Origin of the sequence: Kribbella sp. NBC_01510 (assembly GCF_045040325.1) — a bacterium.
Classification (GTDB): domain Bacteria; phylum Actinomycetota; class Actinomycetes; order Propionibacteriales; family Kribbellaceae; genus Kribbella.
Window position 1 is genome coordinate 2,334,797 of sequence record NZ_CP109418.1, and the last position, 23,866, is coordinate 2,358,662.

A 23,866-nucleotide genomic window follows, 5' to 3' on the forward strand; every position below is an offset into this window, starting at 1 on the left:
CGATCAGGCCGGCGATTCCGGCATAGTCGGTCAGACTCATCATTGGTTCTTCCTTCAAGGGCGGTGGCGCTGTGCTCATCTCGGTCCCACCCCACCGCCCCGGTCAGGGGGCGGCGAGTTCCGCGAACGTTCTGACCGGAAGTGACGGTGCCTCGGCAGGTCCGTGATGGCACAGGCATGCCGTGGCCTTGGTGTGCCATTGAGAAAACCCTCGTGCCACCGCTGGAAACCCTGCTTAGGTGGTGCCCGGAGGTGGGGTCGATGCACGACGGCTCGTTGCTTGATGCCCGTGAGGAACAGGCCTACCGGCTGCTCGTCGGTCTGTCCGCCGCCAAGGCAGCGGACCTGGCCGAGGTCGCCGAGCTGCCGCAGCACGAGGCGGCCGAGGTGCTGCAACGCCTGCAGGCCACAGGGCTGGTCGCGGTCCAGCCGGCCGACGAACCGGTGTTCCGGGCGCTGCCGCCGGACGTGGCCCTCGGTACGACGCTGCTCCGCCGGCAGGAGTCACTCGAGGCGGCCCGGAAGACGGTGGCGGCGCTGAGCGAGGAGTTCCGCGCGAGCGCTAGCCGCCGGGACGCGCACCACCTGGTCGAGGTGATCGTCGGGGCGGCCACGCTCCGCGAGCGGCTGCGCGACCTGCAGGAATCCGCCCGCGAGGAGATCCTCTGGTTCTGCCGGGCCAACCCGCTGGCGATGCAGGGCGCCGACAACACCGAGGAGTACGGCGCGCTGTCCCGCGGCGTCCGGTATCGCGCGATCTACGAGCGGGCGCTGCTCGAGACCCCCGGCGAACTCGACACGATCGCCGAGGGGGTCGGTTGGGGTGAGGAGGCCCGCACCCTGCCGACTCTCCCGGTCAGGCTGGCGATCGTGGACCGGTCGACCGCGATCTGTCCGCTCGTTCGCGACGACGAGATGAGCATCGGCGAACCGACGGCCGCGGTGATCAGCCGCGGCCAGTTGCTGGACGCACTGCTCGCGCTATTCGAGAGCCACTGGGAGCAGGCGACGCCGGTGCGATTGCGTCCGGACGACACTCTGGTGGCGGAAGGCCTGGACGACTCCGAGCGATTCCTCCTCTCCTTGCTGGTAGCCGGCGTACCGGACAAGTCGATCGCCTCCCAGCTGGGCATCAGCCGCCGTACCGTCCAGCGCCGGCTCGACCGGATGATGGCCCTGGCCGGCGTCGACACCCGCACCGGACTGGCCTACCAAGCCGCCAAACGCCGCTGGCTCTGACCGTTGCGTCCGAAGAACTGTGGGCTATAGCCCTCGGATCTTCGGACGCAACGCGGTGGTCAGGCGATGCCGTACGCGCGGATCACTGTCTGGGTGACCTTCGCGCCGGTGTTGTCACCGGCGCTCACCTTGAGCGAGACGGTGCCACCCGACCGCCCGGCCGGGACCAGAGCCACATAGTGGCCGAGGGCACCGACCGCGGTAACGCGCTGCCAGGTCTTGCCCTCGTCGAACGACACCGAAGCCTGCAGGGTCGTCGATCGCGCGGCCGGAGCACCTGCCTGCTGATCGACCGTGAACCCGATCGCCTGCGCCCGGGCGGCGACTCGACCGCTCAGGTCGGTCGGCGCGGAGTAGCCGACCTGCAGGAGCGACAGCGGGACGGCCTTGTCGTCCGCCTGCTTCCTCGAGCGGAACTCCCACGACGTCTGAGTGCGAGTCCCCCAGTTCCACTCGCCGTCCGGATCGATCCGCTCGGTCGAGAGATCCAGCTTGTACGACGCGTCATCGCTCGACGTGATCACGTCCTCCCACGCATCCGGTAACTCGGCGACGACCGAGCCGTTGCGTGACAGCACCGCCGAGGACGACGTCGTCCCGCCGACCGTGTAGTGGCCGACCGCGTCCACGAACGACGGGATCCGCAGCGACAACCGATCACCGGTCCGGGTCGACACCACACCCGGCGCGGCAGCCGGGCGTACGACGGGACCGAACCACGTCTCGTCCGATGTGCCCGTCTGGTAGCTCCGCGGCAGTGTGGTCATCCCACCGGCCAACGGGTTCATGTCGTCCCAGGTGTACAGGTGGTGCACCCGGTGCTGCCAGAGCGAGTCACCGGACGTGACCCACTCCTCCCGGACCTTCGGCGTCTGCACGAACCGCTGCGCGTCGTTCCACGAGTACTCCTGCCACGGCCGCCACCCGAACCGCTGCTCCTTGGCCCAGTCGAAGCCGCCGTTGTCGGCGTACCGGGTGGTGATCCGCGCGCTGTTCGCCGGCGTCACCTTGTAGTCGATCTTGCTCGGGATGAACCCGGTCGAGACCTGCTGTACGTCGTACAGGTACGGGCTGGATGTGGTCAGGGTCAGGTCGATGGTGGCCCGGCCCTTGGCGGCGCGATCGACCAGCTTGTGACCGTCCTTGAACGTGGTGACCATGGCCGGGATCGGCTCCCGGTCCCCCGTCGGGCGCCAGACCGTCCACGCCGACCAGTCCGCCGGCCGGATCAGGATCACGGCCGCGGCACCTGCCTTGGCGGCTGCTTCGATCTGCGCCTGCTCGTCGTCGGAGTCCAGCACCACGAGGGCGCCCTTCGCGTCCTGCAGCGACGAGACGAGCCGGAAGCGCTTCTTCCCTTCGTACGACGGCGACTGGTGCAGCAGGTTGATGTCGAGCGGCCCGGTCACCCCGGACACCGACGCCTGGACCATCGGCGCGACCAGTTGCCAGCGGGACGAGAACTCGAAGCTGCCGTCCTTGACCGGCTTGGTCGGGGTCACGTTCACCTGCTTGACCGTGCTGAAGTGCATCACGCCGTGGCTGATGGACCGGCCGTTCCCGTACTCGCGGTGCACGTAGTAGCTGAGCACCGCCTGCTGCTCGGACGGCTTGGGCGTCTCGATCGTGATCGGCACCGCCTTGCGGGCGTCGATGACCACCTCGATGTCCTGGGTGACCGCGATGTTCGGGTCGGTGAACAGGCTCACCTGCTCGTCCTGCGGGTCGCTGTTCTCCACCAGCGAGTGCAGCAGGTACGTGCCTTCCTCGACCTCGGCGGTGTAGCTCGACCCGTCCGGGATCCAGGCGAGTACGTCCGATCGCGAGTTGTCGCCGTACAGCGAGACGACCGGGACGCCGGTGGGCTGCCCGTCGAGGCCGACGGCGCGCAGCGTGACCTTGTGCTTCGGCCCGGACCGGAGGGCGCCGACCGCGGTGTGGGTGACGATCCCATCGGGGCCGGTGGCAACGATCCAGCCGCTGTGCAGGCCGCGGTCGAGCTTGGTCGCGGTCAGGTTCACGGGTACGTCGATGCTGCCGCCGGCCGGGACCGTGACGGTCGCCGGGACAGTGAACGCGTCGGTTTCCGCCTTGCCCGCGTCCAGGTTGGTGACGGCGACGGAGAGGTTCAGCGGGACCGGGGCGGTGCCCAGGTTGCGGTAGGTGATCGTGCGGCTCGACGCGTCGGCCGCGGTCTGCAGGCCGAAGTCGGCGACCCCGGTGGCGAACACCTTCTGTGCGGTCGCCCGGGTCAGGTCGACCCGGCCCGCGCCCTGCTGGTAGACGGTCTGGTTCGGCTGGGTCTTCGCCGTGCTGACCAGCGCGTTCTTGAGCTGGTCGGCCTTCCAGTCCGGGTGCTGCTGGGCGAGCAACGCCGCGGCTCCGGCCACGTGTGGTGTGGCCATCGACGTACCTGAGGCGGCCGTGTAGAGGTTGTCCACCGGGTCACCCATGATCGTGCCGGCGGCCCGGGCGGCGATGATGCCCACACCCGGCGCGGTGATCTCCGGCTTGAGGCCGGCATCCCCGAGCCGCGGTCCACGGCTGGAGAAGTCGGCCAGACCGTCGTTCCGGTCCACGGCGCCGACCGTCAACGCGGACGCTGCGGCGCCCGGCGTACCGACCGTCTCGTCCTGGCCCTCGTTACCGGCCGCGACGACGAACAGCGTGCCGGTCTGCGCCGTGATGTCGTTGACCGCCTGGCTCAGTGGGTCGGTGCCGTCGGTCGCCTCACCGCCGAGGCTCATGTTGACGACCTTCGCGCCCTCGGCCGCGGCCCACTCCATCCCGGCGATGATCCACGAGTCGTAGCCGTACCCGTCGTCGCCGAGCACCTTGCCGACGAGCAGGTCGGCCTTCGGTGCGACGCCCTTCCGGGTCCCGCCCGCGCCGGCTCCCGTACCCGCGATGGTCGCGGCGACGTGCGTACCGTGGCCGAAGTGATCCACGGTGCCACTCGGGCTGCCGGAGAAGTCCTGGCTCTCCTTCACCTTGCCGGCCAGGTCCGGGTGTGTCGCGTCGACGCCGGTGTCCAGTACGGCGACCTCGACGCCGGAGCCCTCGTAGCCGGCTTTCCACGCGTCGGGCGCACCGATCTGCGGCACGCTCTTGTCGAGCACCGGGCGCACCTTGCCGTCCAGCCAGATCTTGGTGATGCCGCTGTTCAGCGACCGCGCACCTGCGGCCGGCTTCAGTGACTTCCACAGCTCGGGCAGCTGGTCCTTGGCCGCGTCCACGGCGCGGCCACCGATCGACGGGACCTGCCGGGTGGTCGTCGTACCAGCCAGGGCTTGTGAACCGCGGAAGCCTGCGCTGTCCTTGACGATCAGTGGGAGCTGCCGCGCGGCGGAGTCGCCGTACCCGTCGGCGATCAGCTCGTCGACGTCAAACAGGTCGACGTCCAGGACGCCGGTGGAGATGTACGGTACGGCGTCACTCGGCAGGACGCGGAGTCCGCCGTCGGCCTCGATCGTGTGGAACGAGACGCCCTCGCGACCCGCGGCCGGACGGACGGTGGCCGCCTTCTTGCCGGCGCCGGCGTCGGTCACATCGACGACATCGCCGGTGATCAGCGTGACTGTGGTGGTCTTGACAGTGGTGTTCCCGGCCCTCGGCGTCGCGGCGGCGGCCGGGTTGGCCGTCACCACGCCGAGGGTGAGCATCGCCGCAAGGGTGGCGGCGGTGATCCGGTAGGGGGACATAGTTCTCCTTCGAGAGGTTGGGGGCAGGCACACCTTTTCTTCCGAGAGAGTTTGCAACCAGGTCACGGGGCTGAGCCCTGTCCATGACTGCCGTCCCTGCGACATGGCGCAACCACGCCATACTTATTGCCGCGCCTTCGGCGCGGCGGGTCATGGGGCCTTTGACTCCCGGACGGCCGTCCCTGCGACATGGCGCAACCACGCCATTAACCGGCACCATCGGGTAATGACCCCAAGAGTCGTACGCAGGTGGGCTTGGCTGGGCACGCTTCTGATCGGCGGGGGGCTGTACCTGGGCGTGCTCGCCGTCCTCACCGACACCGGAAACCCGAACCTGTTCCCGACCCTGATCCTGCTCGGCGCGATGGTCGTACCGCTGACGTTCGTCACGTTCGCGGACGGCCGGTCCGGGCGCTGGCTGATCGACGGCCCGACCCTCGGTGGCTGCCTCCTGTTCGGTGGCGTGGTCGGCGTGGCCGTCGCAGGTCTGCTCGAGTACAAGGCGATGCGGCGGCTGGGCACCCTGCCGTTGGTCGGGGTCGGGCTGATCGAGGAGGCCGCCAAGCTGATCGTGCCGGTGATCCTGGTGGTGTTCTTCGGGACCCGGTACCGGACCTCGATCGGCCGCGGCATCGTCATCGGGGTCGCGGTCGGCACCGGGTTCGCCGTACTGGAGACGATGGGCTACGCGTTCGTCGCCCTGCTCGAGTCGAACGGGAATGTCGGGGCCGCCGAGCAGACGCTGTTCATCCGCGGTCTGCTGTCACCGGCCGGACACGCCGCCTGGACCGGGCTGACCTGCTGGGGGCTGTGGCGGTTCGTGACCGCGCCGTCCGGTCGGCACCTCGCCTTCTTCCTTGGCATGTACGCAGTGGCCGTCGCCCTGCACACCACCTGGGACGGTATCGGCGGCTGGATCACGTACGTCATCGTCGGATCGATCTCCATCGGCCTGCTGCTCTACGGCCTCAAGCGCGCCCAGCGCAGCGACTCTGGACAGATTGTCCAAGCTGGACCTATTGTCTCAGCGTGACACCGGAGCAACTGACCCCGATCGGCGAGGCGATCGCGCGACTGCTGTCCCCACACGCCGAGGTCGTGCTGCACGACCCGGCCACCGACGAGGTTGCCGCGATCTGGAACCCGCTGTCCGGGCGCGAGCCGGGCGATCCCTCGCTGCTCGGCGAACTGGATGAGCTGAGCGCGAGCGGCGCGGACGTCTACGGCCCCTACCCGAAGACGCTGCCCGACGGTCGCCGGCTGTCCAGCGTCAGCGCGGTGATCCGGGCCGACGACGGCAAACCGGCGTACGTGCTGTGCGTGAACGTCGACCGGTCCGCCTTCGAGGAGGCGAGCCGGCTGCTGGCCGCGTTCGCCGCGCCGGTCGCGGGGCAGCCGCGGGTGCTGTTCGAGCACGACTGGTCCGAGACCCTCAACGAGATCGTCGCCGGTTACATCCGGGAGCACGGCGTGACTGTCGAGCGGTTGAGCCGGACCGACCGCCTGGAGTTGCTCGGCCGGCTCGACGCGGCCGGCGTACTCAGCCAGCGCCGGTCTGTGCCGGCCGTTGCCCGCGCCCTGCGGATCTCCCGGTCCGCGCTCTATCAACTGCTCGCCCAGACCCGGAAGGAGCCGAATGCCGACCCTGCCTGACTTCCGGTTGGAGACCTACTTCGCGCGCTGGGAGTTCAGCGCCCGCTATCACCTGACCGCCTCGGACGCGCAGACGCTGCCGATGTCGGAGTTGCTCGCGCTGGCCGACGACGACGGCCGTGAGCGGTGGGAGTCGCTGGCTCTCGGCTACACCGAGACGCGGGGTCTCCCCGTGTTGCGGGCCGAGATCGCGGCGACGTACTCGGACGCCGACCCCGAGGACATCCTGTGTTTCGCCGGCGCTGAGGAAGCGATCTACCTCGCGATGCGGACCCTGCTCGAGCCGTCGGACCATGTCGTCGTACTGACGCCGAACTACCAGGCGGCCGAGACGATCCCGCTGTCCGTGTGCGAGGTGACCGGCGTCGCGTTGCGGCCCGAGGACGACTGGGCGCTGGACGTCGACGCGATCGAGCGCGTCCTCCGGCCGAACACCCGGATGGTGTCGGTCAACTTCCCGAACAACCCGACCGGCGCCGTCCCGTCACTCGACAGCTGGCACCGGTTGGTGCGGCTCTGCGACGAACGCGGGATCACGCTCTTCAGCGACGAGGTGTACCGCGGCCTCGAGCTCGAGATCCCGTCGTTGCCTCAAGCAACAGACCTGTCGGGTACGGCGCTCTCCCTCAACGTGATGTCGAAGGCGTACGGACTGCCCGGCCTGCGGATCGGGTGGATTGCCTGCCGGGACCGCGCCGTCCTCGACAAGCTCGAGTGGGCCAAGCACTACACGACGATCTGCAACTCCGCGCCGAGCGAGGTGCTGGCATTGATCGCCCTCCGCGCACGCGAGAACCTGCTGGACCGCAACCGCCGGATCGTCGCGGAGAACCTTCCCGTCTTCGGCCGCTTCTTCGCGAGGTATCCCGCGCTCTTCGAGTTCACCCCGCCGGATGGCGGCTGCGTCTGCTTTCCGCGCTACGTCGGTACCGACGGCGTCGAGGCGATGTGCGCCGAGCTCGTCGACCAGGCCGGCGTACTGCTGCTGCCGTCGAGCATCTACAGCTCCGCGCTGACGGAGACCCCGACCGACCGCTTCCGGGTCGGCCTCGGGCGCCGTGATCCCGCGGAGGCTCTCGACGTCTGGGCGGCCTGGTTGGAGAAGCGCGGATGACGCTGCCGGTGATCGGTCTCGACGCGATCGCTCGGGTCGCCACGCCTGACGTGGTCTTCGGCGCGGTCCGGGACGCGTTGATCGCCCACGCCGAGGGGCGTACGTCGGTGCCGGCGCCGATGGTGCTGGAGTTCCCGGACCACGCCGGCGACTGTCACGTGAAGGCCGGGTACGTGGACGGGTCGCCGTACTTCGTGGTGAAGATCGCGAGCACGTTCGCCTCGGTGAACAACGGGTTGATGCTCGTCGTCGACGCGACCACGGGTGCGCCGGCCGCGGTGCTGGCTGACGAGGGCATGCTGACGGCTTGGCGTACGGCGGCAGCCGGCGCGCTGATCACCGACGCGATGACCCCGGCCGGCGTGGACGAGGTCGCCGTACTCGGGACCGGCGAGCAAGCGCGGCTGCAAGTGCTGTGGTTGCGGGAGCTGCGACCACTGCGCAAGGTGCAGGTGTGGGGTCGCCGACCCGAGGCTGTGGAGAGCTTGTGTGCGGCCTTCGTTGCGGATGGTTTGGACGCTCAGCCCGATGCGCTCGGTGGTGCGGCGTGCGTGATCGCGACGACCGCAGCCCGTGAGCCGTTGCCGGCGGAGCTGTTCCGGTCGGCGATCCACGTGACCGGGGTGGGCACCGACATGCCGGGCAAGGGCGAGTTGCCGGTCGAAGTGTTCGCGGGTGCTTTGGTCGCCACCGACGACCACGCGCAGTGCCTCGACCACGGCGACTTCGGGAACGCGGTCCGGGCCGGAGTCGTGACTGACGACGTCGACCTCGCGGTTGGCGCCGTACTCCGCGACGGGCTGGACCGGACGCGCCGGTCGGTCGCCGATCTGACCGGCATCGGCGCGGCCGACGCGGCGGTCGCGGCTGCGGTCCTGGAGCAACTGGTCAGATAGTGCGTTGAGTTTGGCGCAACCGCGGTCAAGAGGTGGTTCTGCTCCAGACCGGGCCGGTCGGTGTGTCGGTGAGCTGAACGCCGAGCTCGCTCAGCTCAGCGCGTAAGGCGTCCGCACGAGCCCAGTCCCGGGCCGTACGGGCTGCCTCGCGTTCAGCGATCAACTTGTCGACAGTTGCTTGATCTGACTGCGAGAACTGCTCGGCCGCCGGCTCGACGTCGGCCGGTTCGAGGCGATCGAACGGCAGTCCGAGTACGGCGCCACTGGCGGCCGTGACCACCCGCTGACCGTGCTCGGACAGAACCGCATCCCGCAACGATTCCTGCAGTACGGCGAGCACCCGAGGCGTATTGAGGTCCGCGCTGATCGCTTGATCGAGCTGGTCGATCACCGCGACTGCGGCCGAGTCGTCGCTCGCCAGGGCGCGAGCTTCCTCGAGAGTGCCGACGGACGGCAGTCGCCCGAGCGCCGCCGTACGGCGGATCAGCCGGCGGAGCGTTGCCTGCGCGGCGGCCAGTCCATCCATGGTGAATTCCAACTGGGCGCGGTAGTGGCCACCGAGCAGGAACATCCGGTACGCGAGCGGGTGGAAGCCTTGCGTCTGCAACTCCTGAAGGGTCAGCACTGGCCCGGCCGATTTCGCCATCTTCGCCGCGCCGAGCTGCAGGAATTCGCCGTGCAGCCAGAACCGCACCCACGGCCGGCCGTCGCCCAGATAGGCCTCGCTCTGGGCAATCTCGTTCACGTGATGCAACTGCCGGTGGTCGACTCCGCCGGTGTGGATGTCGAAGTGCTCCCCGAGCAACTTCATGCTCATCACCGAGCACTCGAGGTGCCATCCCGGCGCGCCCCAGCCCCACGGCGAGTTCCATCGCATGGCGCGGATCTGGCCCGGCGCCTCCGCACGCCAGAGCGCGAAGTCGGTCTTGGCCCGACGGCCGGGAACCTGCTCGACCCGAGCTCCCTCGAGTTGTCCGCCGACGTCGACCAGACCGAGCCGGCCGTACCCGGGATCCTTCGAGGTGTCGAAATAGAGGCCCGACGGGATCTCGTACGCGAAACCGTGTTCCACCAGACGCTCCGCAAAGGCGATCATCGCATCGACGTACTGCGTCGCCCGTGGATAGTGGTGAGCGGGCAGGATGTTGAGCGCGTCGAGATCGGCGAAGAACGCCTCGGTGTACATCTCGGCGATCTCTTCGACCGACCTGCGCTCGCGAGCCGCCGCGAGTTCGATCTTGTCGTCACCGAGTTCTGCTTCGGCCACTGCGTGGCCGACATCGGTGATGTTGATGACGTGCTCGACCTGCCAGCCCTTCCACAGCAGGGCCCGGCGCAGAGTGTCGGCAAACGTGTACGCACGCAGGTTGCCGATATGCGCGAAGCTGTAGACCGTCGGGCCACAGCTGTAGAGCTTCACAACGTTGTCCGTGGCCGGCTCGAAGTCTTCGATTCGGCGCCCGAGTGAGTTGTAGAGCCGCAAGGTCACCGCCTGATGCTAGCCCGCGGCCGTCGGACCTCACTGATGATCCGCTTCCTGCTCAGTGACCGGTCAGTAGTGTGAGATGGCCCCGCTGAGCTGTGGACAATGCGTGCTGGACTGAGTACGGTCCGTAAACGGCGTCCGCACCACGCCACCGCCGGAGGATGGTGAGTCCTCCCCCTGTCGGTGAGGTGCTGCCCGCCAGTAGCGCCTCGCTGGTGGCTGGGCAGAGCAGCCCGCGGCAGTTCGTCGCGGCCTGATGGGGGCCCAGACACCCAGGTGGGGCGGCGAGCGGCACTCACTCGCTCTCCGCCCCACCGGCTCAACTCTTCACCGGCTGATCCCAGGCCGTGGTGGTTCCGTCTCTTCATCTCGTGTTCGCGATCGGGATGTTCGGTAGCCGGACGACCTGGGCAGACTGTCAGGCGTCCGGTCCCCACCCGCCCCTGGGAGTTGCCGTGCTGAGATCCCGCTTGTTCCGCCCAGCTCTGGTCGTCACCGCAGTACTCGCTCTGCTCGGCTTCGGCATCACGCCGTCGAACGCCGCCACGCCCATCACCGTCAGTACGGCGATCGGCCGGCAGGACGGATCGACTGCCTCGGTCACGGGCTACGTGGTCGGTCAGCCGACCGCCACCAACACCGTTGTCCGCAGCAACTTCCCGAACGACTTCGCGCTGGCGCTGGCCGACTCGGCGACCCAGACCAGTACGTCGTCGATGCTGTACGTCCAGATCCCGACGGCCTTCCGCGCGTCGTACGGACTGCAGAGCAACCCCGGACTGATCGGTCAGCAGATCACCGTCACCGGGACACTGACCGCGTACTTCACCCATGCCGGGCTGAAGGACCCGACCGCGTTCAGCGGCGGCGGCTCGTCGGACCCCGGCGATCCGGGTGACTACTACGCCGGCGCCGAGGGCAAGACCGGTGCCGCGCTGAAGGCCGCGCTGCACACGATCATCTCCAGCCAGACCAAGCTGACCTACGACCAGGTCTGGACCGCGCTCAAGGACACCGACCAGGACCCGGCCAACAGCAACAACGTGATCGAGATCTACTCCGGCCGCTCGATCAGCAAGAGCGCGAACGGCAGCGCCGCCGACGACTGGAACCGCGAGCACGTCTGGGCCAAGTCCCACGGCGACTTCGGTACGGCGACCGGCCCGGGCACCGACGTCCACCACCTGCGTCCCGAGGACGTGTCGGTGAACGCGGCCCGCGGCAACCTCGACTTCGACAACGGCGGTACGGCGGTCGCCCAGTGCTCGGGCTGCACCGCAGACTCCGACTCCTTCGCCCCGCGGCCGGCTGTCCGCGGCGACATCGCCCGGATGATCTTCTACATGGCCGTCCGCTACGAGGGCGACGACGGCTTCGCGAACCTCGAAGTCAACAACTCGGTCAACAACGGCAGCGCGCCGTACATCGGCAGGCTCTCGGTCCTGAAGGCCTGGGCCGCTGCCGACCCGCCCGATGCCTTCGAGCAGCGCCGCAACGAGGTCATCTACACCACCTACCAACACAACCGGAACCCCTTCATAGACCACCCCGAATGGATCACCTCGATCTGGCCGTAGCCCCATCTGCCCCGCCCTGCCCCACCATCTGCCCTTCGCACCGGCCGACTGTGCCTCCACAGTGAGTGGAGACACAGATTGTGGCTAGTATCGAAGGAGGAAAAGTGGCCACAGGAGGACTACTGATGGATATCGGGATCCGGGAGCTCCGCGACGGTCTCAGCCGTCATCTCGCGTCCGTGCGGGAAGGACACACCATCACCGTCACCGACCACGGCAAGCCGATCGCCCGGATCATCCCGGTCGACGGACCAACACGACTGCAGCAACTGGTGGCGGAGGGGACGGTCAGGCCGCCGCTGCAACCCAAGCGGCCGGCACCGCCACCGATCAAAGCCGAGGGAACCGTCAGCGACCTGATCGGCGACCAACGGCGATGATCTGTTACTTCGACACGTCGGCCTTCGTTCCTCTGCTGATCGATGAAGCGTCGTCACCTGCCTGCCGTCGGCTCTGGGAGGAAGCAGACGATGTGATGTCCACTCAATTGCTGTATGTCGAGGCAGCGGGAGCGCTGGCTCAGGCGGTGCGATGCCGCCGGATCACAGCTGACCAAGAGGTGCGGGCGCTGCGCGTAGTCGACCGGCTTTGGCGCGAGCTCAATGTCATCGAGCCGACCGAGCCGGTCATTCGCCGAGCGGCGACGCTCACGTCATCGGAGGCGCTCCGGGGCTACGACGCGCTGCATTGCGCCTCGGCCGAGGAGGTCAACGACCGAGACTTGCTCTTCGCCTCGGGAGACCGTCAGCTGCTTAAAGCCGGCCAAAATCTCGGGTTCTACGTCGCGGACACCAATGATCCTGAGTTCGGGCAGTAGACGCGGTTAGCGGTTGACGGTTCGGCCGCTGTGTTCCCGGGGCGAGCCGGGGGCATGGCGGCCGTCTCGGCGGTCGCCTGTGGAGAGTTGGGGTTGAGCTGCGGTGGGGAGGGCTATGCCGGCGTGGGCGGCGGAGTGGCCCAGGCGGGTTTGGACCCAGTCTTGGAGGCCGGGGTCGGCGACGGTGAGGCGGCCGGCGGACTTGCGGAGGAGGCCGCGGGAGATGAGGCCCTGACCGGCGCTGTCGAGGTCCCAGCGGCCGGGGCCGGGTGGTGCGGACTCGGCCGGCATCGACAACCCGTGCGGACCGCGTACGGCGGCCTTCGCCAGCAGCTCCTTCTCCGCGTCGGAGCAGTTGTGCCACGCGGCTTCGTAGAGCGTCCGTGAGCGGTCGTTCAGTTGGGCCATCGCGGCCTTCGCCACCCGGGAGGTGATCCCGGTCTGCGGGTCGGCCAGCTCGAGCGCAGAGCTTGCCAGCGTGCGAAGGCGGCTGGGATTGCCGTTGGCCGCCTTGACCAGGTTGTCCACAGCCTGCGGTTCGTGCGGGATGCCGGCCTGGCGGAGTGGTTCGGTGAGCGCCTGGCGCAGCTGCGTGTCGGTCAGCGGCGGCACCTCCCGGATGTCGAACCGGTGGGCGACCTTGGTCTCGACACCGGCCTGCCCGCCGGACGCGCCCAGGAGCCGGGTGGTGGCCAGCTCGCCACCGGCCCCGACCAGGAACACCGGCCGGCCCTGCTGCTCCAGGTGTGCGGAGAGTTCGGTCAAGGCGACCAGATCCCGGTCCGACGCGACGTCGAGGTTGTCAACCATCAGCAGGATCGGCTCGCCCTTCTCCGCGGCCAGTTGGCCGAGGTGATCCGCGAGCTCGTTCAGCGTGCTGCCGACGGTGTCCCGGGGCGCGTCGTCCCACTGCCGCTTGCCGACGACCTGGAACACACCGGGCGCACCGATCCGCACCTCCGCGCCGTTCTGGGCGTTCCGGGTCCGCACCGCCAGCTCGCCGAGCGACTTCTTGAGATCGCGGGCCGCGCCGATTCCGAAGCGCTGGCGGAACTTGTCCATGTCCTGGTTGACGGCGCGGATCACCCGGTTCTCCAGGGGCTCGCGCGGTGAGGCGTCCAGCCGGATGGCCGTCCATCCGTTCCGGTCGGCCAGCGCCTGGGTCCGGTCCAGCTCGTGGCTCGTGCCCATGCCGGGCGGACCGGTGAACAGGACCGAGGTCCCTCGCGGGAGCCGCTGGTCGAGCGAGATCGGCCGGCCCAGCTGGTCGGTCCGGATCACCGGGTGGACCGGGTTGCGCGCCGTACCGAACACCTGGCTGACGAGCGCCGCCCGGTCACCGGTCGGGTGCACCGGCGCGATCCCGGCGCCCTGCTGGGCGGTGCGGGCGAGCTCCTGACCGGCCGGGGTCGGTTCCGCCGGGGTCTGGTCGAGGTAGTTGTTGACCCAATCCTGGAGGCCGGACTCGGCGATCGTGACACGTTCGCCGCCGTGCTCACGGAGCAGGCCGCGAGCGACCAGATCCTGGCGCGCCTCGTCGATCGCCTGCCAGTGGCCGGGCCCGGCCACCTGGGTCTCGGCCGGCATCGACAGCCCGTTCGGGCCTTGGGCCGCGACCTTGGCGAGCAGGTCCTTCTGCGCGTCGGTGCACCGGTTCCACCGGCCCTGGTACAACACCGCGGACTCGTCGTTGACGCGAGCTGTCGCGGCGGCGGCCGTCGCGATGGTGATCCCGTCGGCGGGATCAGCGCAGGCGACCGCGGTGTCGGCGAGGGTGCGGAGTCGGCTCGGGTCGCCGTTCGCGGCGCGCAGCAGGCTGTCGATCGCCTCGGGCTGGTAGCGGATGCCGGCCTGCTGCAGCGGTACCGTCACGGCCGGCCGCAGATCATGATCGGCCATCGGCCCCAGTTCGCGGATGTCGAACTGATTGGTGACCGTGGTCGCGATGCCCGACATCCGGTCGGAAGCGGCCATCAGCCGGCTCGTGGCCATCGCACCACCGGCCGCCACCAGCCACACCGGGCGGCCCTGCTGCTCCAGGTGTACGGCGAGCTCGTTCAGCCCGGCCAGGTCACGCGGCGACGCAGCGTCGATGTTGTCGACCAGCAGCAGCACCCGCTGACCCTTGCTCGCGGCAAGTTCTCCGAGCTGGTCGGCGAAGTCGTTCAGAGTGGTGCCGAGGTTGTCCTGCGGCGTGACGTCCCACTGCCGCTTGCCGATGAACTGCACAGCCCCGGCGCCGACCCGGACCTCGGCGCCGTGCTGGGTGTTGCGAGCGCGCTGGGTCAGGTCACGGACCGTCTTCCGCAGCTTGCGCACCCGCAGCCATCCGAACCGCGCGCGCAGGTTCTCGAGGTCCGCGGAGATCGCGCGGGTGAAGCGGTTCTCCAAGGGATCCCGCGCCGAGGCCTCCACCCGGATCGCCGTCCAGCCGTGCTGGGCCGCGAGCGCCCGGGCCTGATCCAGCTCCCGGGTCTTGCCCATACCGGGCGGCCCGGTGAACAGGATCGCCTTGCTCTCCGGGAGCGGGTCACCGAGCGAGATCGGCCGTCCGAGCCGGTCCGTCCGCGTGACGGTGTACGCCGGGCGCCGCGGCGTACCGAAGACCTGGCTCATTGGACCAGCGTGCGGACCGTAGCGGTCCCCGACACAGGCTGTACATCGCCTGTCGGTTAACACTCGTCCCCCGGCAGCTGAACCACCGACCGCCGCCGATCACCGCCTCGGTCCTGGCGACCTTCGCCGGGCGGTTGTTGGCGTTGGTGGGTTAACCTCGGTTAGGTAAACCTAACTTCCGCCCGAGAGGACCGTGGTCGCGTGACCAGCCCCGCACCCCGCCGTAACCGCGTCTGCAAGCGCGCCGTCGTCCAACGGACCGAGCGGGTCACCCCGCACATGATCCGGGTCGTGCTGACCTCCGAGGACTTCGTGGACAACGGCACCACCGACCACTACGTGAAACTGCTGTTCGGAAAGCCCGGCATCGAGTACCCGGAGCCGCTGGACATGGGCGTGGTCCGCGAGACGTTCCCGGCCGAGCACTGGCCGACGATGCGGACCTACACGGTGCGGAGTTGGAACGACGACAGCAAGGAACTGACCATCGACTTCGTGTACCACGGCGACGAGGGCGTGGCTGGTCCATGGGCTGCGGCGGCGAAGCCCGGCGATGTGCTGTGGTTCAACGGTCCGGGTGGTGCGTACTCGCCGAACGAGGCCGCCGACTGGCACCTGCTGGTGGGTGACGAGAGCGCCCTGCCGGCGATCGGCGCCGCGGTCGAGCAGTTGCCTCCGGGTGCGCGGGCGACCGTCCTGCTCGAAGTGGAGGACGAGACCGAGGAGCAGAAGCTCGGCGGCTCGGGTGAGGTCGACGTGACCTTCTTCCATCGCGCAGGCAGCGACACCGCCCGCGGCGACAGTCTGGTCGCCGCGGTCGCGGCCCTCGACTTCCCCGCCGGCGACCCGCACATCTTCGTCCACGGCGAAGCCGGCTTCGTCTTCCGCATCCGCCAGAACCTCTTCACCGACCGCGGCCTCCCCCGCGACCGCGTCTCCCTCTCCGGCTACTGGCGCCTCGGCAAGAACGAGGACGGCTGGCAGGCCGAGAAGGCGGAGACCTCCCGCAAGGAGCGCGAAGCGGCCGCCTCCTGACCGATCAGAGACCGCGGATGGAGAAGACCTTGCCGCGCCGTTGGGTTGCGCCGTAAAGCCGCGACAACACCGGGCAGTCGCGGGCCGGTGCTTCCAACCATCGCGGCGTGTGCCGCGTCGTACCGGGCATGGTTGAGGATCCTGCTTCGTTTGATCGGTTCGCGGCGGCGTACGACCGGTTCGTGAGTTTGCAGCCTCGGCAGCACGTGGAGTGGGTGGCTGGGCTCGGGTTGCGTGGGGAGCGGGCGCTGGATGTGGGCTGTGGTTCCGGGCATGCGGCCGAGCGGCTGGCTGCGCAGTACGACGAGGTGCTTGGCGTCGATCTGAGTGAGCCGATGATCGAGCTCGCCCGGACCAAGCGGTCCAAGCCGAATGTCGAGTACCGGGTGGACGACGTGTTCGCGGTGGACGACGACGGCTTCGATCTCGTTTGCAGCCACACGATGATGCATCACCTGCCCGACTACCGGGCCGGCCTCCAGCACCTCAAGGCTCTGGTTCGGCCCGGTGGGACAGTGGCGGTGGTGGACAATGTCTGCGATCGCTACCCGACTCCGCCGGGGTGGATGTACCTGCTCGGCGCCTGGCTGGGATTCCCGCGGCAGATCGCGCGGCTGGGGTTGCGGGGCGCGTGGTTCGAGTTCCGGTTCTGGCACAGCAAGCCGTGGCTCGACCACCTACGGAGCGACCGGTACCTGTCGCGGTCGCAGTTCCGCGAGATCTACGACAGCGTCTTCCCGGGGGCGCAGTACACCGACCTCGGGTTCGCGCTCGCGATGCGCTGGACCGACGGTCGCGGCGTCAGTGGGGCTTTCGGCGCGTGAGTACGTCGATCAACGTGTCCGGCTGATTCGTCGGCAGGACCCAGTCCTCGCCCGACGCCTGCAGGATGACGGCCGGTCCAGGAGTGGCAACCGCATGGTTCACCGCGATCGGGAACTTGAGCCGCTCGGCCCCCGACAGCGAGAACTCGAAGGTCCCTGTCACCTCGGCCAGCGGATAGGTCCGAAACTGCTGCTCCGACCGCGGGACCGGGTGCGACTGAATCGTCACCGAATCCGCCCCGACAAGCACCGCGGCCAACGGCAGTCCACGCAGCCGGAAGACCAGCTCGTACGGCGTATCCGCCAGCTCAGGTACGACGGGCACCAGCAACACGCGATCGGCGTACCGCGCCAGAGCCAGGCCGCCGACCACGCCAACGATGAGCGCGGGTAGCGCGAGGATCGCCGGCCACCAGACGCCTGTCACCAGCGGGAACAGTGTCACGACCAGCCCGGCGATACCGCCGTACAGTCCGCCGACGCCCATCCACCAGCGCGGCTGATAGCGGTGCCGCCGCCGCAGAATCCAGCCGAGCACGAGCATCCCGGCCGGTAGGACGCACCCGATCCAGGCCGCGGCCGGCCCGGTCGAGCTGATCCATGCGACGAACCCGAGCAATACCAACGGGATCCCTAGATAAATGACCGCGACCACGCGCTGCACCCGCCGATGCCTGCGCTCCACTTCGCTCACAGGGAAAACCCAAGCACATCGCCGCCCAACCACCTACTGTGCCGAGAGTGATCGAGATTCCCACGAAGCTGATCGACAACCACGGCGAGCAGTCGGCCGAGTGGCTGGCGGGGTTGCCTGGGGATGCTGCGAAGTACCTCGACCGGTGGCAGTTGACGGTCACGGGTGAGCCGCTGAGTGGCGAGGCTTCGCTGATCCTGCCCGTCGTACGGCGGGACGGCGCCGAGGCGATGCTCAAGCTTCAGCCGGTGAACGGCGAAAGCGACGGCGAGGCCCTCGCGCTGCGGACGTGGAACCATGACGATGTCGTCGAGGTGTTCGAGGACGACCCCGAGACGTCGACTCTCCTGCTCGAGCGACTCGAGCCGCGCACGTTGAACGACCTGCCCGATCACGTCGAGGCGACGCGGATCCTGGCCGAGCTTCTCGCCCGGCTCAGCGCCGTACCGGCTCCGCCCGGGATCCGCCGGCTCGCCGACATCGCCGGCGCGATGGTCGAGGACGCGCCCGGTCTGATCCCCCGGCTGGCCGATCCGGCCGAGCAGCAGCTGGTACGGCGGTTCGTCGCTCAGGTGACCGAGCTTCTGCCGGAGTCCGGTGACCGGCTGCTGCACTGGGACCTGCACTACCTCAACGTGATGGCAGCGAAGCGGAAGCCGTGGCTGGTCATCGATCCCAAACCGCTGGCAGGAGACCCGGCCTTCGAGGTCTTCCCGGTGCTGTGGAACCGGTGGGACGACCTGGTCGCGACCGGCGACGTGCCGCGGGCGATCCGGGACCGGTTCGATCTGATGCTCGAGATCACCGGGATCGATCGGGACCGGGCGCTCGGCTGGACGGCGGGCCGGATCCTGCAGAACGTGCTGTGGTTCGTCGGGGACGGCGCGACCCGGCTGGAGTCCGAGCTGGCGGCCATCTCGGCTGCCCTCTATGTGTGATTACATGATTACGTGAGTACTCCGACGCTGTACGAATGGGCCGGCGGGCATGAGGCGCTGCGGCGGTTGACCGAGGTCTTCTACGACAAGGTGCTCGAGGACCCGGTGCTCGCGCCGGTGTTCGCGCACATGAGCGACCAGCATCGCGAGCACGTGGCGATCTGGTTGGGCGAGGTGTTCCGCGGTCCCAGCCGTTACACCGACGAGTTCGGCGGCTACCCAGCGATGCTGTCGCACCACATCGGTCTGGCGCTGACGGAGGAGCAGCGGTCTCGCTGGGCCGCGCTGATCGCCCAGAGCGCGGACCCGGCCGGGCTGCCGGACGACCCGGAGTTCCGCTCGGCCTTCGTCGCCTACGTCGAGTGGGGCACGCGGATCGCCCTCGCCAACTCCCAGCCCGGCGCAACCCCGCCCCCGAAGGCACCGGTCCCCCACTGGGGCTGGGGCGAGGCCCCGCCCTACCAGCCATAGTTAGGCCCTACCAGTCATAGTTGACCTGACAGACACCCGGGGACACGCCGCGGGACTGGGGGTTGGATACAGTCGCGGTTCACGACGAAACCGCGTGGCGGGGATGCGAGGGTGAACCTGTGACCGCTCAGCTCGAGTATCCCGGGATCCAGGACGACGACGCGCTGCTGTCCATCCAGGGCCTCTGGAAAGTGTTCGGCCCGAAGGCGCAGCGGGTCCCGCACCGGCCCGACCTTGCGTCCCTCGACCGCGCCACCCTCTACGCCAAGACCGGCTGTACGGCGGCCGTCCGCGACCTCAGCTTCGACGTCGCGCCCGGCGAAGTATTCGTGGTGATGGGCCTGAGTGGCTCCGGCAAGTCGACGCTGGTGCGTTGTCTCACCCGTTTGATCGAGCCGACCGCCGGCAGTCTGTTCTTCGAGGGCGAGGACCTGCGCGCGGCCGACGAGAAGCGGCTGCGGGCGTTGCGGCGGAGCAAGTTCTCGATGGTGTTCCAGCACTTCGGGCTGCTGCCGCACCGCAAGGTGATCGACAACGTCTCGTACGGCTTGGAGATCCGCGGCGAGAGCAAGCCAGACCGGCGCCGGCGCGCCCAGGAGGTCATCGACCTGGTCGGCCTGGCCGGCAACGAGCAGCTCTACCCCGAGCAGCTCTCCGGCGGCATGCAGCAGCGGGTCGGCCTGGCCCGTGCGCTCGCCAACGATCCAGACGTCCTGCTGTTCGATGAGCCGTTCTCCGCGCTCGACCCGCTGATCCGCCGCGAGATGCAGACCGAGGTCGTCCGGCTGCACCGCGAGGTCGGCAAGACGATGGTGTTCATCACCCACGACCTGTCCGAGGCGCTCAAGCTCGGCGACCGGATCCTGCTGATGCGCGACGGTGCCGCGGTCCAGTTCGGCACCGGCGACGAACTGGTCGGGGCACCGGCCGACGACTACGTCCGCGAGTTCGTGCGGGATGTGCACCGTCCCGATGTCCTCACCCTGCGCTGGATCGTCCGCGAACCGCGCCCGGAGGAGCCGCTGGACGGTCCCGAGCTCGGCCCGGACGTCCTGGTCCGCGAGGCCACCCGGCTCGTGCTCGAGTCGGACCGCCCGGTCAAGGTCGTCGCGGACGGCACGCTGCTGGGTGTGATCAGCGACGAGGAGATCCTCGCCGTCGTCGCGGACTCCTGATGGCCGCCATCACCAGCGACCTCCACGTCGAGGTACGCCGGCCCCGCCGCAGTGTGGTCGTCGGCGTCCTGCTCGTCGTCTGGGTTGCGGCGTACTTCGTTCTGCGCGGCATCGACAACCTCGTGCTCGGTGGTCAGGAGACGACCGCGTTCCACCGCTGGCTGACCGACCACCGCGACGATGTCGGCCAGGGCAACGCCGTCTTCGACGGGATCCGGGTGGGCGTCGACCACCTGGTCGTCCTGCTGCAGAACCTGATCTCCCAACCGTCGTACGACCGGCCGGTCCCGGTGATCGGATGGCTCGGCGTCGTCGCGCTGGCGGCGTACCTGGCCTGGGCGTTCGGCACCTGGAAGGTCGCGCTGCTGACCGCGGCCGGGCTGGTGTTCGTCGGGTTGCAGGGGTTGTGGCAGGAGAGCATGGACACGCTCGCGCTGACGATCGCGGCCGTGCTGCTGTCGTTGCTGGTGGCGATCCCGCTCGGGATCTGGGCCGGTCTGTCGAATCGCGCGTTCCGGGTCGCGACGCTGGTCCTCGATCTGATGCAGACGCTGCCGACGTTCGTGTACCTCGCGCCGCTGGTGTTGTTCTTCGCGATCGGACCGGCCGCGGCCACGATCGCGACGGTGATCTACGCCGCGCCGCCGGCCGTCCGGCTGACCGCGCACGCGATCCGTTCGGTCCCGCCGGAGAGCGTCGAGGCGGCCCGGTCGCTCGGCTCCACCCGTGGTCAGACGCTGACCAAGGTGCTGCTGCCGATGTCGCGGTCGACCGTTGTCGTGGGCATCAACCAGACGATCATGGCCGCGCTGTCGATGGTGACCGTGGCCGCGCTGATCGACGCGCCCGGTCTCGGCCAGACCGTGCTGAAGGCGCTGCAGACGCTGGACGTCGGCGTCGCGTTCAACGCCGGCCTGGCGATCGTGGTGCTCGCGATCGTGCTCGACCGCGTGACCACGGCGGCCGGTGACCGGCCCTGGCGTACGGCGAGTGTGCGCCGGAGGATCCTGCTCGGCGCGGGAGCTGTCGCGGTGCTGGTCGCGATCTGGTTCTCCCGGACCTACGTGTGGGCGGCGGACTTCCCGTCCGGTGCGAACATCGGTTCGCGGATCGCGGTGATCGCCACCGACGTGACGAACTGGGTGCAGGATGTCTTCGGCGGGTTCACGTACGGCGTCCGGGACGCGGTGACCAACGGTTTGCTCAACCCGCTCGAGGCTCTGCTGACCGGGTCGCCCTGGTGGCTCGTGACCGCGGTAGCCGTCGCGCTGGCCGCCGTACTCGGTGGTTGGCGTGGGGCGGTCCCGGCCGCGGTGTGCTCGGGGTTGCTGGTCGCGACCGGTCTCTGGCACGACAGCATGATCACGCTGGCCTCGACCCTGCTCGCGACCGTCGTGGTCGTCGCCGCCGGAGTTGCGCTCGGAGTATGGGCCGGGCGCAACCGGCGGGTCGACACCTGGATTCGGCCGGTGCTGGACGCCGGGCAGACGATGCCGCCGTTCGTGTACCTGGTGCCGTTCCTCGCGTTGTTCGGCACCAGCCGGTTCACGGCGATCGCGGCCGCCGTCGTGTACGCCGTACCCGTCACCACCAAGATCGTTGCCGATGGCATCAGGGCGGTGCCGGTCGCGACCGTCGAGGCGGCCAACTCGGTCGGCTCGAGCAGCTGGCAGGTGATCAGCAAGGTGCAGCTGCCGGTGGCCCGGCCCGCGATCACACTGGCGGTCAACCAGGGCCTGATCTACGTGCTCGCGATGGTCGTCGTCGGCGGTCTGGTCGGGGCCGGCGCGCTCGGGTACGACGTGGCCGCGGGCTTCGCGCAGAGCGAGTTGTACGGCAAGGGCCTGGCGGCCGGGCTGGCGATCGTCCTGCTGGGCGTGTTGCTCGACCGGGTGACGCAAGCGGCGGCCCGCCGTACGCAGAGATTCCAACGAAGAGGAGACAAGCGGTGAAGAAGCTCCGGTACGCCGGTGTCCTGACGGCGGTGGCGCTGGCCCTGTCCGGGTGCGGTGGTGCGAAGGTCGGCGAAGACAAGCCGGCTGTCGCCGCGGGCAAGGACTGCGGCACCTTCAACCTGACTGTCAGCCCGTGGGTCGGGTACGAGGCGAACGCGGCCGTGGTCGCGTACGTGGCGACCCAGGATCTCGGCTGCAAGGTGGTGAAGAAGGACCTGAAGGAAGAGATCGCCTGGCAGGGCTTCAGCACCGGCGAGGTCGACGTGAACCTGGAGAACTGGGGTCACGAGGACCTGAAGAAGAAGTACATCACCGACCAGAAGGTCGCGGTCGAGGCCGGCTCCACCGGCGTCAAAGGCGTGATCGGGTGGTACGTGCCGCCGTGGATGGCGCAGCAGTACCCGGACATCACCGACTGGAACAACCTGAACAAGTACGCCGCGTTGTTCAAGACGTCGGAGTCCGGCGGCAAGGGACAGTTGCTCGACGGCGACCCGTCGTACGTGACGAACGACGAGGCGCTGGTGAAGAACCTGGCGCTGAACTACAAGGTCGTGCAGAGCGGCAGCGAGACCGCGCTGATCCAGGCGTTCCGGGACGCGGAGAAGAACAAGAAGCCGCTGCTCGCGTACTTCTACGAGCCGCAGTGGTTCTTCAACGAGGTCAAGCTGGTCAAGGTCGACCTGCCCGCGTACAAGACCGGCTGCGACACCGACCCGGCCAAGGTCGCCTGCGACTACCCGCCGTACGACCTGGACAAGATCGTCTCGAAGAAGTTCGCCGACTCCGGCAGCCCGGCATACAACCTGGTCAAGAACTTCCAGTGGACCAACGAGGACCAGAACGCGGTAGCCCGGATGATCGCGGTCGACAAGATGACCCCGGACGCGGCCGCGGAGAAGTGGATCAAGGACAACCAGTCGAAGGTCGACGCCTGGCTCGGGAAGTAGCTCTGAAGCGCCCTTGAGCTTGTTCTCACGGGCCGGGGGCAACTATCACGATGTGGGCGAGCAACGCCGACGACACGCCGGATGTCGGACAAAACCGGGTAAGTTCGGTCTCATGATCATCGTGACAGCTGCACTGAAGGGCGGGGTCGGTAAGACAACCACGTCGGTGTACTTGGCCTCGTTGGCATCTTCCAACCGCCGCACAGCCACTCTGGTCGACGCGGATCCACAAGGCAGCGCAGCCGACTGGGTCGAAGCCTCCGACGACCAGCACCTGGCCAGGATCGAGATCGCCGAGGCGCCGACCGAGCGCCTCCTGAGCAAGGCACTGGACAAGGTGCCGCCGGAGGGCATCGGCATCGTCGACATGCCCCCGTCCCATGAGCGGCTGCTGAACAAGGCGCTCGAACGGGCCCGGATCGTGATCATCCCGACCCGGGTGGGCGGGGTGGAGACGCCGCGGGTGAAGGCCGTGCTCGACCTGGTGCCGGACAACATCCCGGTCGGCCTGGTGATCTGCTCGGCCCGGACCTACACCCGCAGTTACCAGGAAGCCATGCAGCAGTACGCCGCGGAGGGCGTCCCGGTCTGGGGCACGATCCCCGAGCGGGTCTCCATCACGGCCGGCCCGGCCGGCCCGCTGGCCGCGGACGGACTGGAGTCCTACAAGAAGGTCTGGCGCAAGATCCTGGCCGCGGCCCGGACCTGATCGCCCGAGGTGGCCG

General features: G+C 68.8%; 20 protein-coding genes. 16 read left to right on the forward strand and 4 right to left on the reverse strand.

The genetic code is table 11. From position 1 onward, the window contains the following. The first annotated feature begins 261 nt into the window (after positions 1-261). On the forward strand, positions 262-1,239 hold the full coding sequence (locus tag OG558_RS11635) for a helix-turn-helix domain-containing protein (RefSeq protein WP_405070221.1): 978 nt from the start codon (positions 262-264) through the stop codon (positions 1,237-1,239). 59 nt (positions 1,240-1,298) lie between these two features. On the opposite strand, the gene OG558_RS11640 is transcribed toward OG558_RS11635, so the two are convergent. After that, positions 1,299-4,940: a S8 family serine peptidase gene (locus OG558_RS11640; protein ID WP_405070223.1), complete on the reverse strand. Its 3,642-nt coding sequence runs from the start codon at positions 4,938-4,940 to the stop codon at positions 1,299-1,301. Positions 4,941-5,166: 226 nt separating this feature from the next. Here OG558_RS11640 and OG558_RS11645 point away from each other — a divergent pair, with 226 nt between their 5' ends. Genes OG558_RS11645 through OG558_RS11660 form a run of 4 tightly spaced genes read left to right on the forward strand, consistent with a single transcriptional unit; the run spans position 5,167 to position 8,603 of the window. Next, positions 5,167-5,973, forward strand: coding sequence for a PrsW family intramembrane metalloprotease (locus OG558_RS11645; RefSeq protein WP_329483214.1), 807 nt, complete (start codon positions 5,167-5,169; stop codon positions 5,971-5,973). Next, positions 5,970-6,593: a transcriptional regulator gene (locus tag OG558_RS11650; RefSeq protein ID WP_405070224.1), complete on the forward strand. Its 624-nt coding sequence runs from the start codon at positions 5,970-5,972 to the stop codon at positions 6,591-6,593. The genes OG558_RS11645 and OG558_RS11650 overlap by 4 nt, the downstream gene beginning before the upstream one ends. Beyond that, entirely contained in the window at positions 6,577-7,707 is a 1,131-nt protein-coding gene (locus tag OG558_RS11655; RefSeq protein ID WP_405070225.1) for an aminotransferase class I/II-fold pyridoxal phosphate-dependent enzyme, read from the forward strand. The genes OG558_RS11650 and OG558_RS11655 overlap by 17 nt, the downstream gene beginning before the upstream one ends. Then, positions 7,704-8,603: an ornithine cyclodeaminase family protein gene (locus OG558_RS11660; RefSeq protein WP_405070226.1), complete on the forward strand. Its 900-nt coding sequence runs from the start codon at positions 7,704-7,706 to the stop codon at positions 8,601-8,603. The genes OG558_RS11655 and OG558_RS11660 overlap by 4 nt, the downstream gene beginning before the upstream one ends. A gap of 25 nt (positions 8,604-8,628) precedes the next feature. Here OG558_RS11660 and cysS read toward each other — a convergent pair whose 3' ends face one another. Further along, entirely contained in the window at positions 8,629-10,092 is a 1,464-nt protein-coding gene (gene cysS, locus OG558_RS11665; RefSeq protein WP_405070227.1) for a cysteine--tRNA ligase, read from the reverse strand. Positions 10,093-10,544: 452 nt separating this feature from the next. On the opposite strand from cysS, the gene OG558_RS11670 reads away from it, so the two are divergent. The 3 genes from OG558_RS11670 (at position 10,545) to OG558_RS11680 (ending at position 12,483) form a co-directional block, all read left to right on the forward strand. Further along, on the forward strand, positions 10,545-11,666 hold the full coding sequence (locus OG558_RS11670) for an endonuclease (protein ID WP_405070228.1): 1,122 nt from the start codon (positions 10,545-10,547) through the stop codon (positions 11,664-11,666). A gap of 125 nt (positions 11,667-11,791) precedes the next feature. Continuing rightward, complete coding sequence (locus tag OG558_RS11675) at positions 11,792-12,046, forward strand: type II toxin-antitoxin system prevent-host-death family antitoxin (RefSeq protein WP_329483220.1); 255 nt, start codon at positions 11,792-11,794, stop codon at positions 12,044-12,046. Beyond that, entirely contained in the window at positions 12,043-12,483 is a 441-nt protein-coding gene (locus tag OG558_RS11680; RefSeq protein WP_405070229.1) for a type II toxin-antitoxin system VapC family toxin, read from the forward strand. The genes OG558_RS11675 and OG558_RS11680 overlap by 4 nt, the downstream gene beginning before the upstream one ends. Before the next feature lie 6 nt (positions 12,484-12,489). Here the strand turns inward: OG558_RS11680 and OG558_RS11685 are convergent, their stop codons facing one another. Further along, the gene (locus tag OG558_RS11685; RefSeq protein ID WP_405070230.1) at positions 12,490-15,099 is read right to left on the reverse strand and encodes a hypothetical protein; all 2,610 of its coding nucleotides are present in this window, start codon (positions 15,097-15,099) and stop codon (positions 12,490-12,492) included. Between the two features lie 201 nt (positions 15,100-15,300). Between OG558_RS11685 and OG558_RS11690 the strand changes: the two genes are divergently transcribed. Both OG558_RS11690 and OG558_RS11695 read left to right on the forward strand, forming a co-directional pair. Next, positions 15,301-16,134: a siderophore-interacting protein gene (locus OG558_RS11690; protein WP_405070231.1), complete on the forward strand. Its 834-nt coding sequence runs from the start codon at positions 15,301-15,303 to the stop codon at positions 16,132-16,134. Positions 16,135-16,316: 182 nt separating this feature from the next. Next, a complete protein-coding gene (locus tag OG558_RS11695; protein WP_405070233.1) occupies positions 16,317-16,958 on the forward strand; it encodes a class I SAM-dependent methyltransferase in 642 nt (213 codons plus the stop codon). On the opposite strand, the gene OG558_RS11700 is transcribed toward OG558_RS11695, so the two are convergent. After that, positions 16,936-17,652, reverse strand: coding sequence for a hypothetical protein (locus OG558_RS11700; RefSeq protein ID WP_405070234.1), 717 nt, complete (start codon positions 17,650-17,652; stop codon positions 16,936-16,938). The genes OG558_RS11695 and OG558_RS11700 overlap by 23 nt on opposite strands. A gap of 38 nt (positions 17,653-17,690) precedes the next feature. Between OG558_RS11700 and OG558_RS11705 the strand changes: the two genes are divergently transcribed. From OG558_RS11705 to OG558_RS11730, 6 genes are all read left to right on the forward strand, one after another. Beyond that, positions 17,691-18,590 carry an aminoglycoside phosphotransferase family protein gene (locus tag OG558_RS11705; protein WP_405070235.1) on the forward strand — a complete coding sequence of 300 codons (900 nt, stop codon included), beginning with the start codon at positions 17,691-17,693 and terminating at the stop codon, positions 18,588-18,590. 12 nt (positions 18,591-18,602) lie between these two features. Beyond that, positions 18,603-19,061, forward strand: coding sequence for a group II truncated hemoglobin (locus OG558_RS11710; protein ID WP_405070236.1), 459 nt, complete (start codon positions 18,603-18,605; stop codon positions 19,059-19,061). A gap of 119 nt (positions 19,062-19,180) precedes the next feature. Continuing rightward, the gene (locus tag OG558_RS11715; RefSeq protein WP_329483228.1) at positions 19,181-20,236 is read left to right on the forward strand and encodes a glycine betaine/L-proline ABC transporter ATP-binding protein; all 1,056 of its coding nucleotides are present in this window, start codon (positions 19,181-19,183) and stop codon (positions 20,234-20,236) included. Continuing rightward, positions 20,236-22,188 carry an ABC transporter permease subunit gene (locus OG558_RS11720; RefSeq protein WP_405070237.1) on the forward strand — a complete coding sequence of 651 codons (1,953 nt, stop codon included), beginning with the start codon at positions 20,236-20,238 and terminating at the stop codon, positions 22,186-22,188. Before OG558_RS11715 ends, OG558_RS11720 begins: the two co-directional genes overlap by 1 nt. Beyond that, positions 22,185-23,141, forward strand: coding sequence for an ABC transporter substrate-binding protein (locus tag OG558_RS11725; RefSeq protein WP_405070238.1), 957 nt, complete (start codon positions 22,185-22,187; stop codon positions 23,139-23,141). The genes OG558_RS11720 and OG558_RS11725 overlap by 4 nt, the downstream gene beginning before the upstream one ends. A 112-nt stretch (positions 23,142-23,253) precedes the next feature. Beyond that, on the forward strand, positions 23,254-23,850 hold the full coding sequence (locus OG558_RS11730; RefSeq protein ID WP_329483232.1) for a ParA family protein: 597 nt from the start codon (positions 23,254-23,256) through the stop codon (positions 23,848-23,850). The last annotated feature ends 16 nt before the right edge of the window (positions 23,851-23,866 follow it).

Bases quoted from the DNA above. Each gene is read 5' to 3' on its own strand.
- OG558_RS11675 (WP_329483220.1), top strand. From the start codon at position 11,792: ATGGATATCGGGATCCGGGAGCTCCGCGACGGTCTCAGCCGTCATCTC.
- OG558_RS11645 (WP_329483214.1), top strand. From the start codon at position 5,167: ATGACCCCAAGAGTCGTACGCAGGTGGGCTTGGCTGGGCACGCTTCTG.
- OG558_RS11685 (WP_405070230.1), bottom strand. From the start codon at position 15,099: ATGAGCCAGGTCTTCGGTACGCCGCGGCGCCCGGCGTACACCGTCACG.
- OG558_RS11660 (WP_405070226.1), top strand. From the start codon at position 7,704: ATGACGCTGCCGGTGATCGGTCTCGACGCGATCGCTCGGGTCGCCACG.
- OG558_RS11655 (WP_405070225.1), top strand. From the start codon at position 6,577: ATGCCGACCCTGCCTGACTTCCGGTTGGAGACCTACTTCGCGCGCTGG.
- OG558_RS11730 (WP_329483232.1), top strand. From the start codon at position 23,254: ATGATCATCGTGACAGCTGCACTGAAGGGCGGGGTCGGTAAGACAACC.
- OG558_RS11680 (WP_405070229.1), top strand. From the start codon at position 12,043: ATGATCTGTTACTTCGACACGTCGGCCTTCGTTCCTCTGCTGATCGAT.
- OG558_RS11635 (WP_405070221.1), top strand. From the start codon at position 262: ATGCACGACGGCTCGTTGCTTGATGCCCGTGAGGAACAGGCCTACCGG.
- OG558_RS11640 (WP_405070223.1), bottom strand. From the start codon at position 4,940: ATGTCCCCCTACCGGATCACCGCCGCCACCCTTGCGGCGATGCTCACC.
- OG558_RS11720 (WP_405070237.1), top strand. From the start codon at position 20,236: ATGGCCGCCATCACCAGCGACCTCCACGTCGAGGTACGCCGGCCCCGC.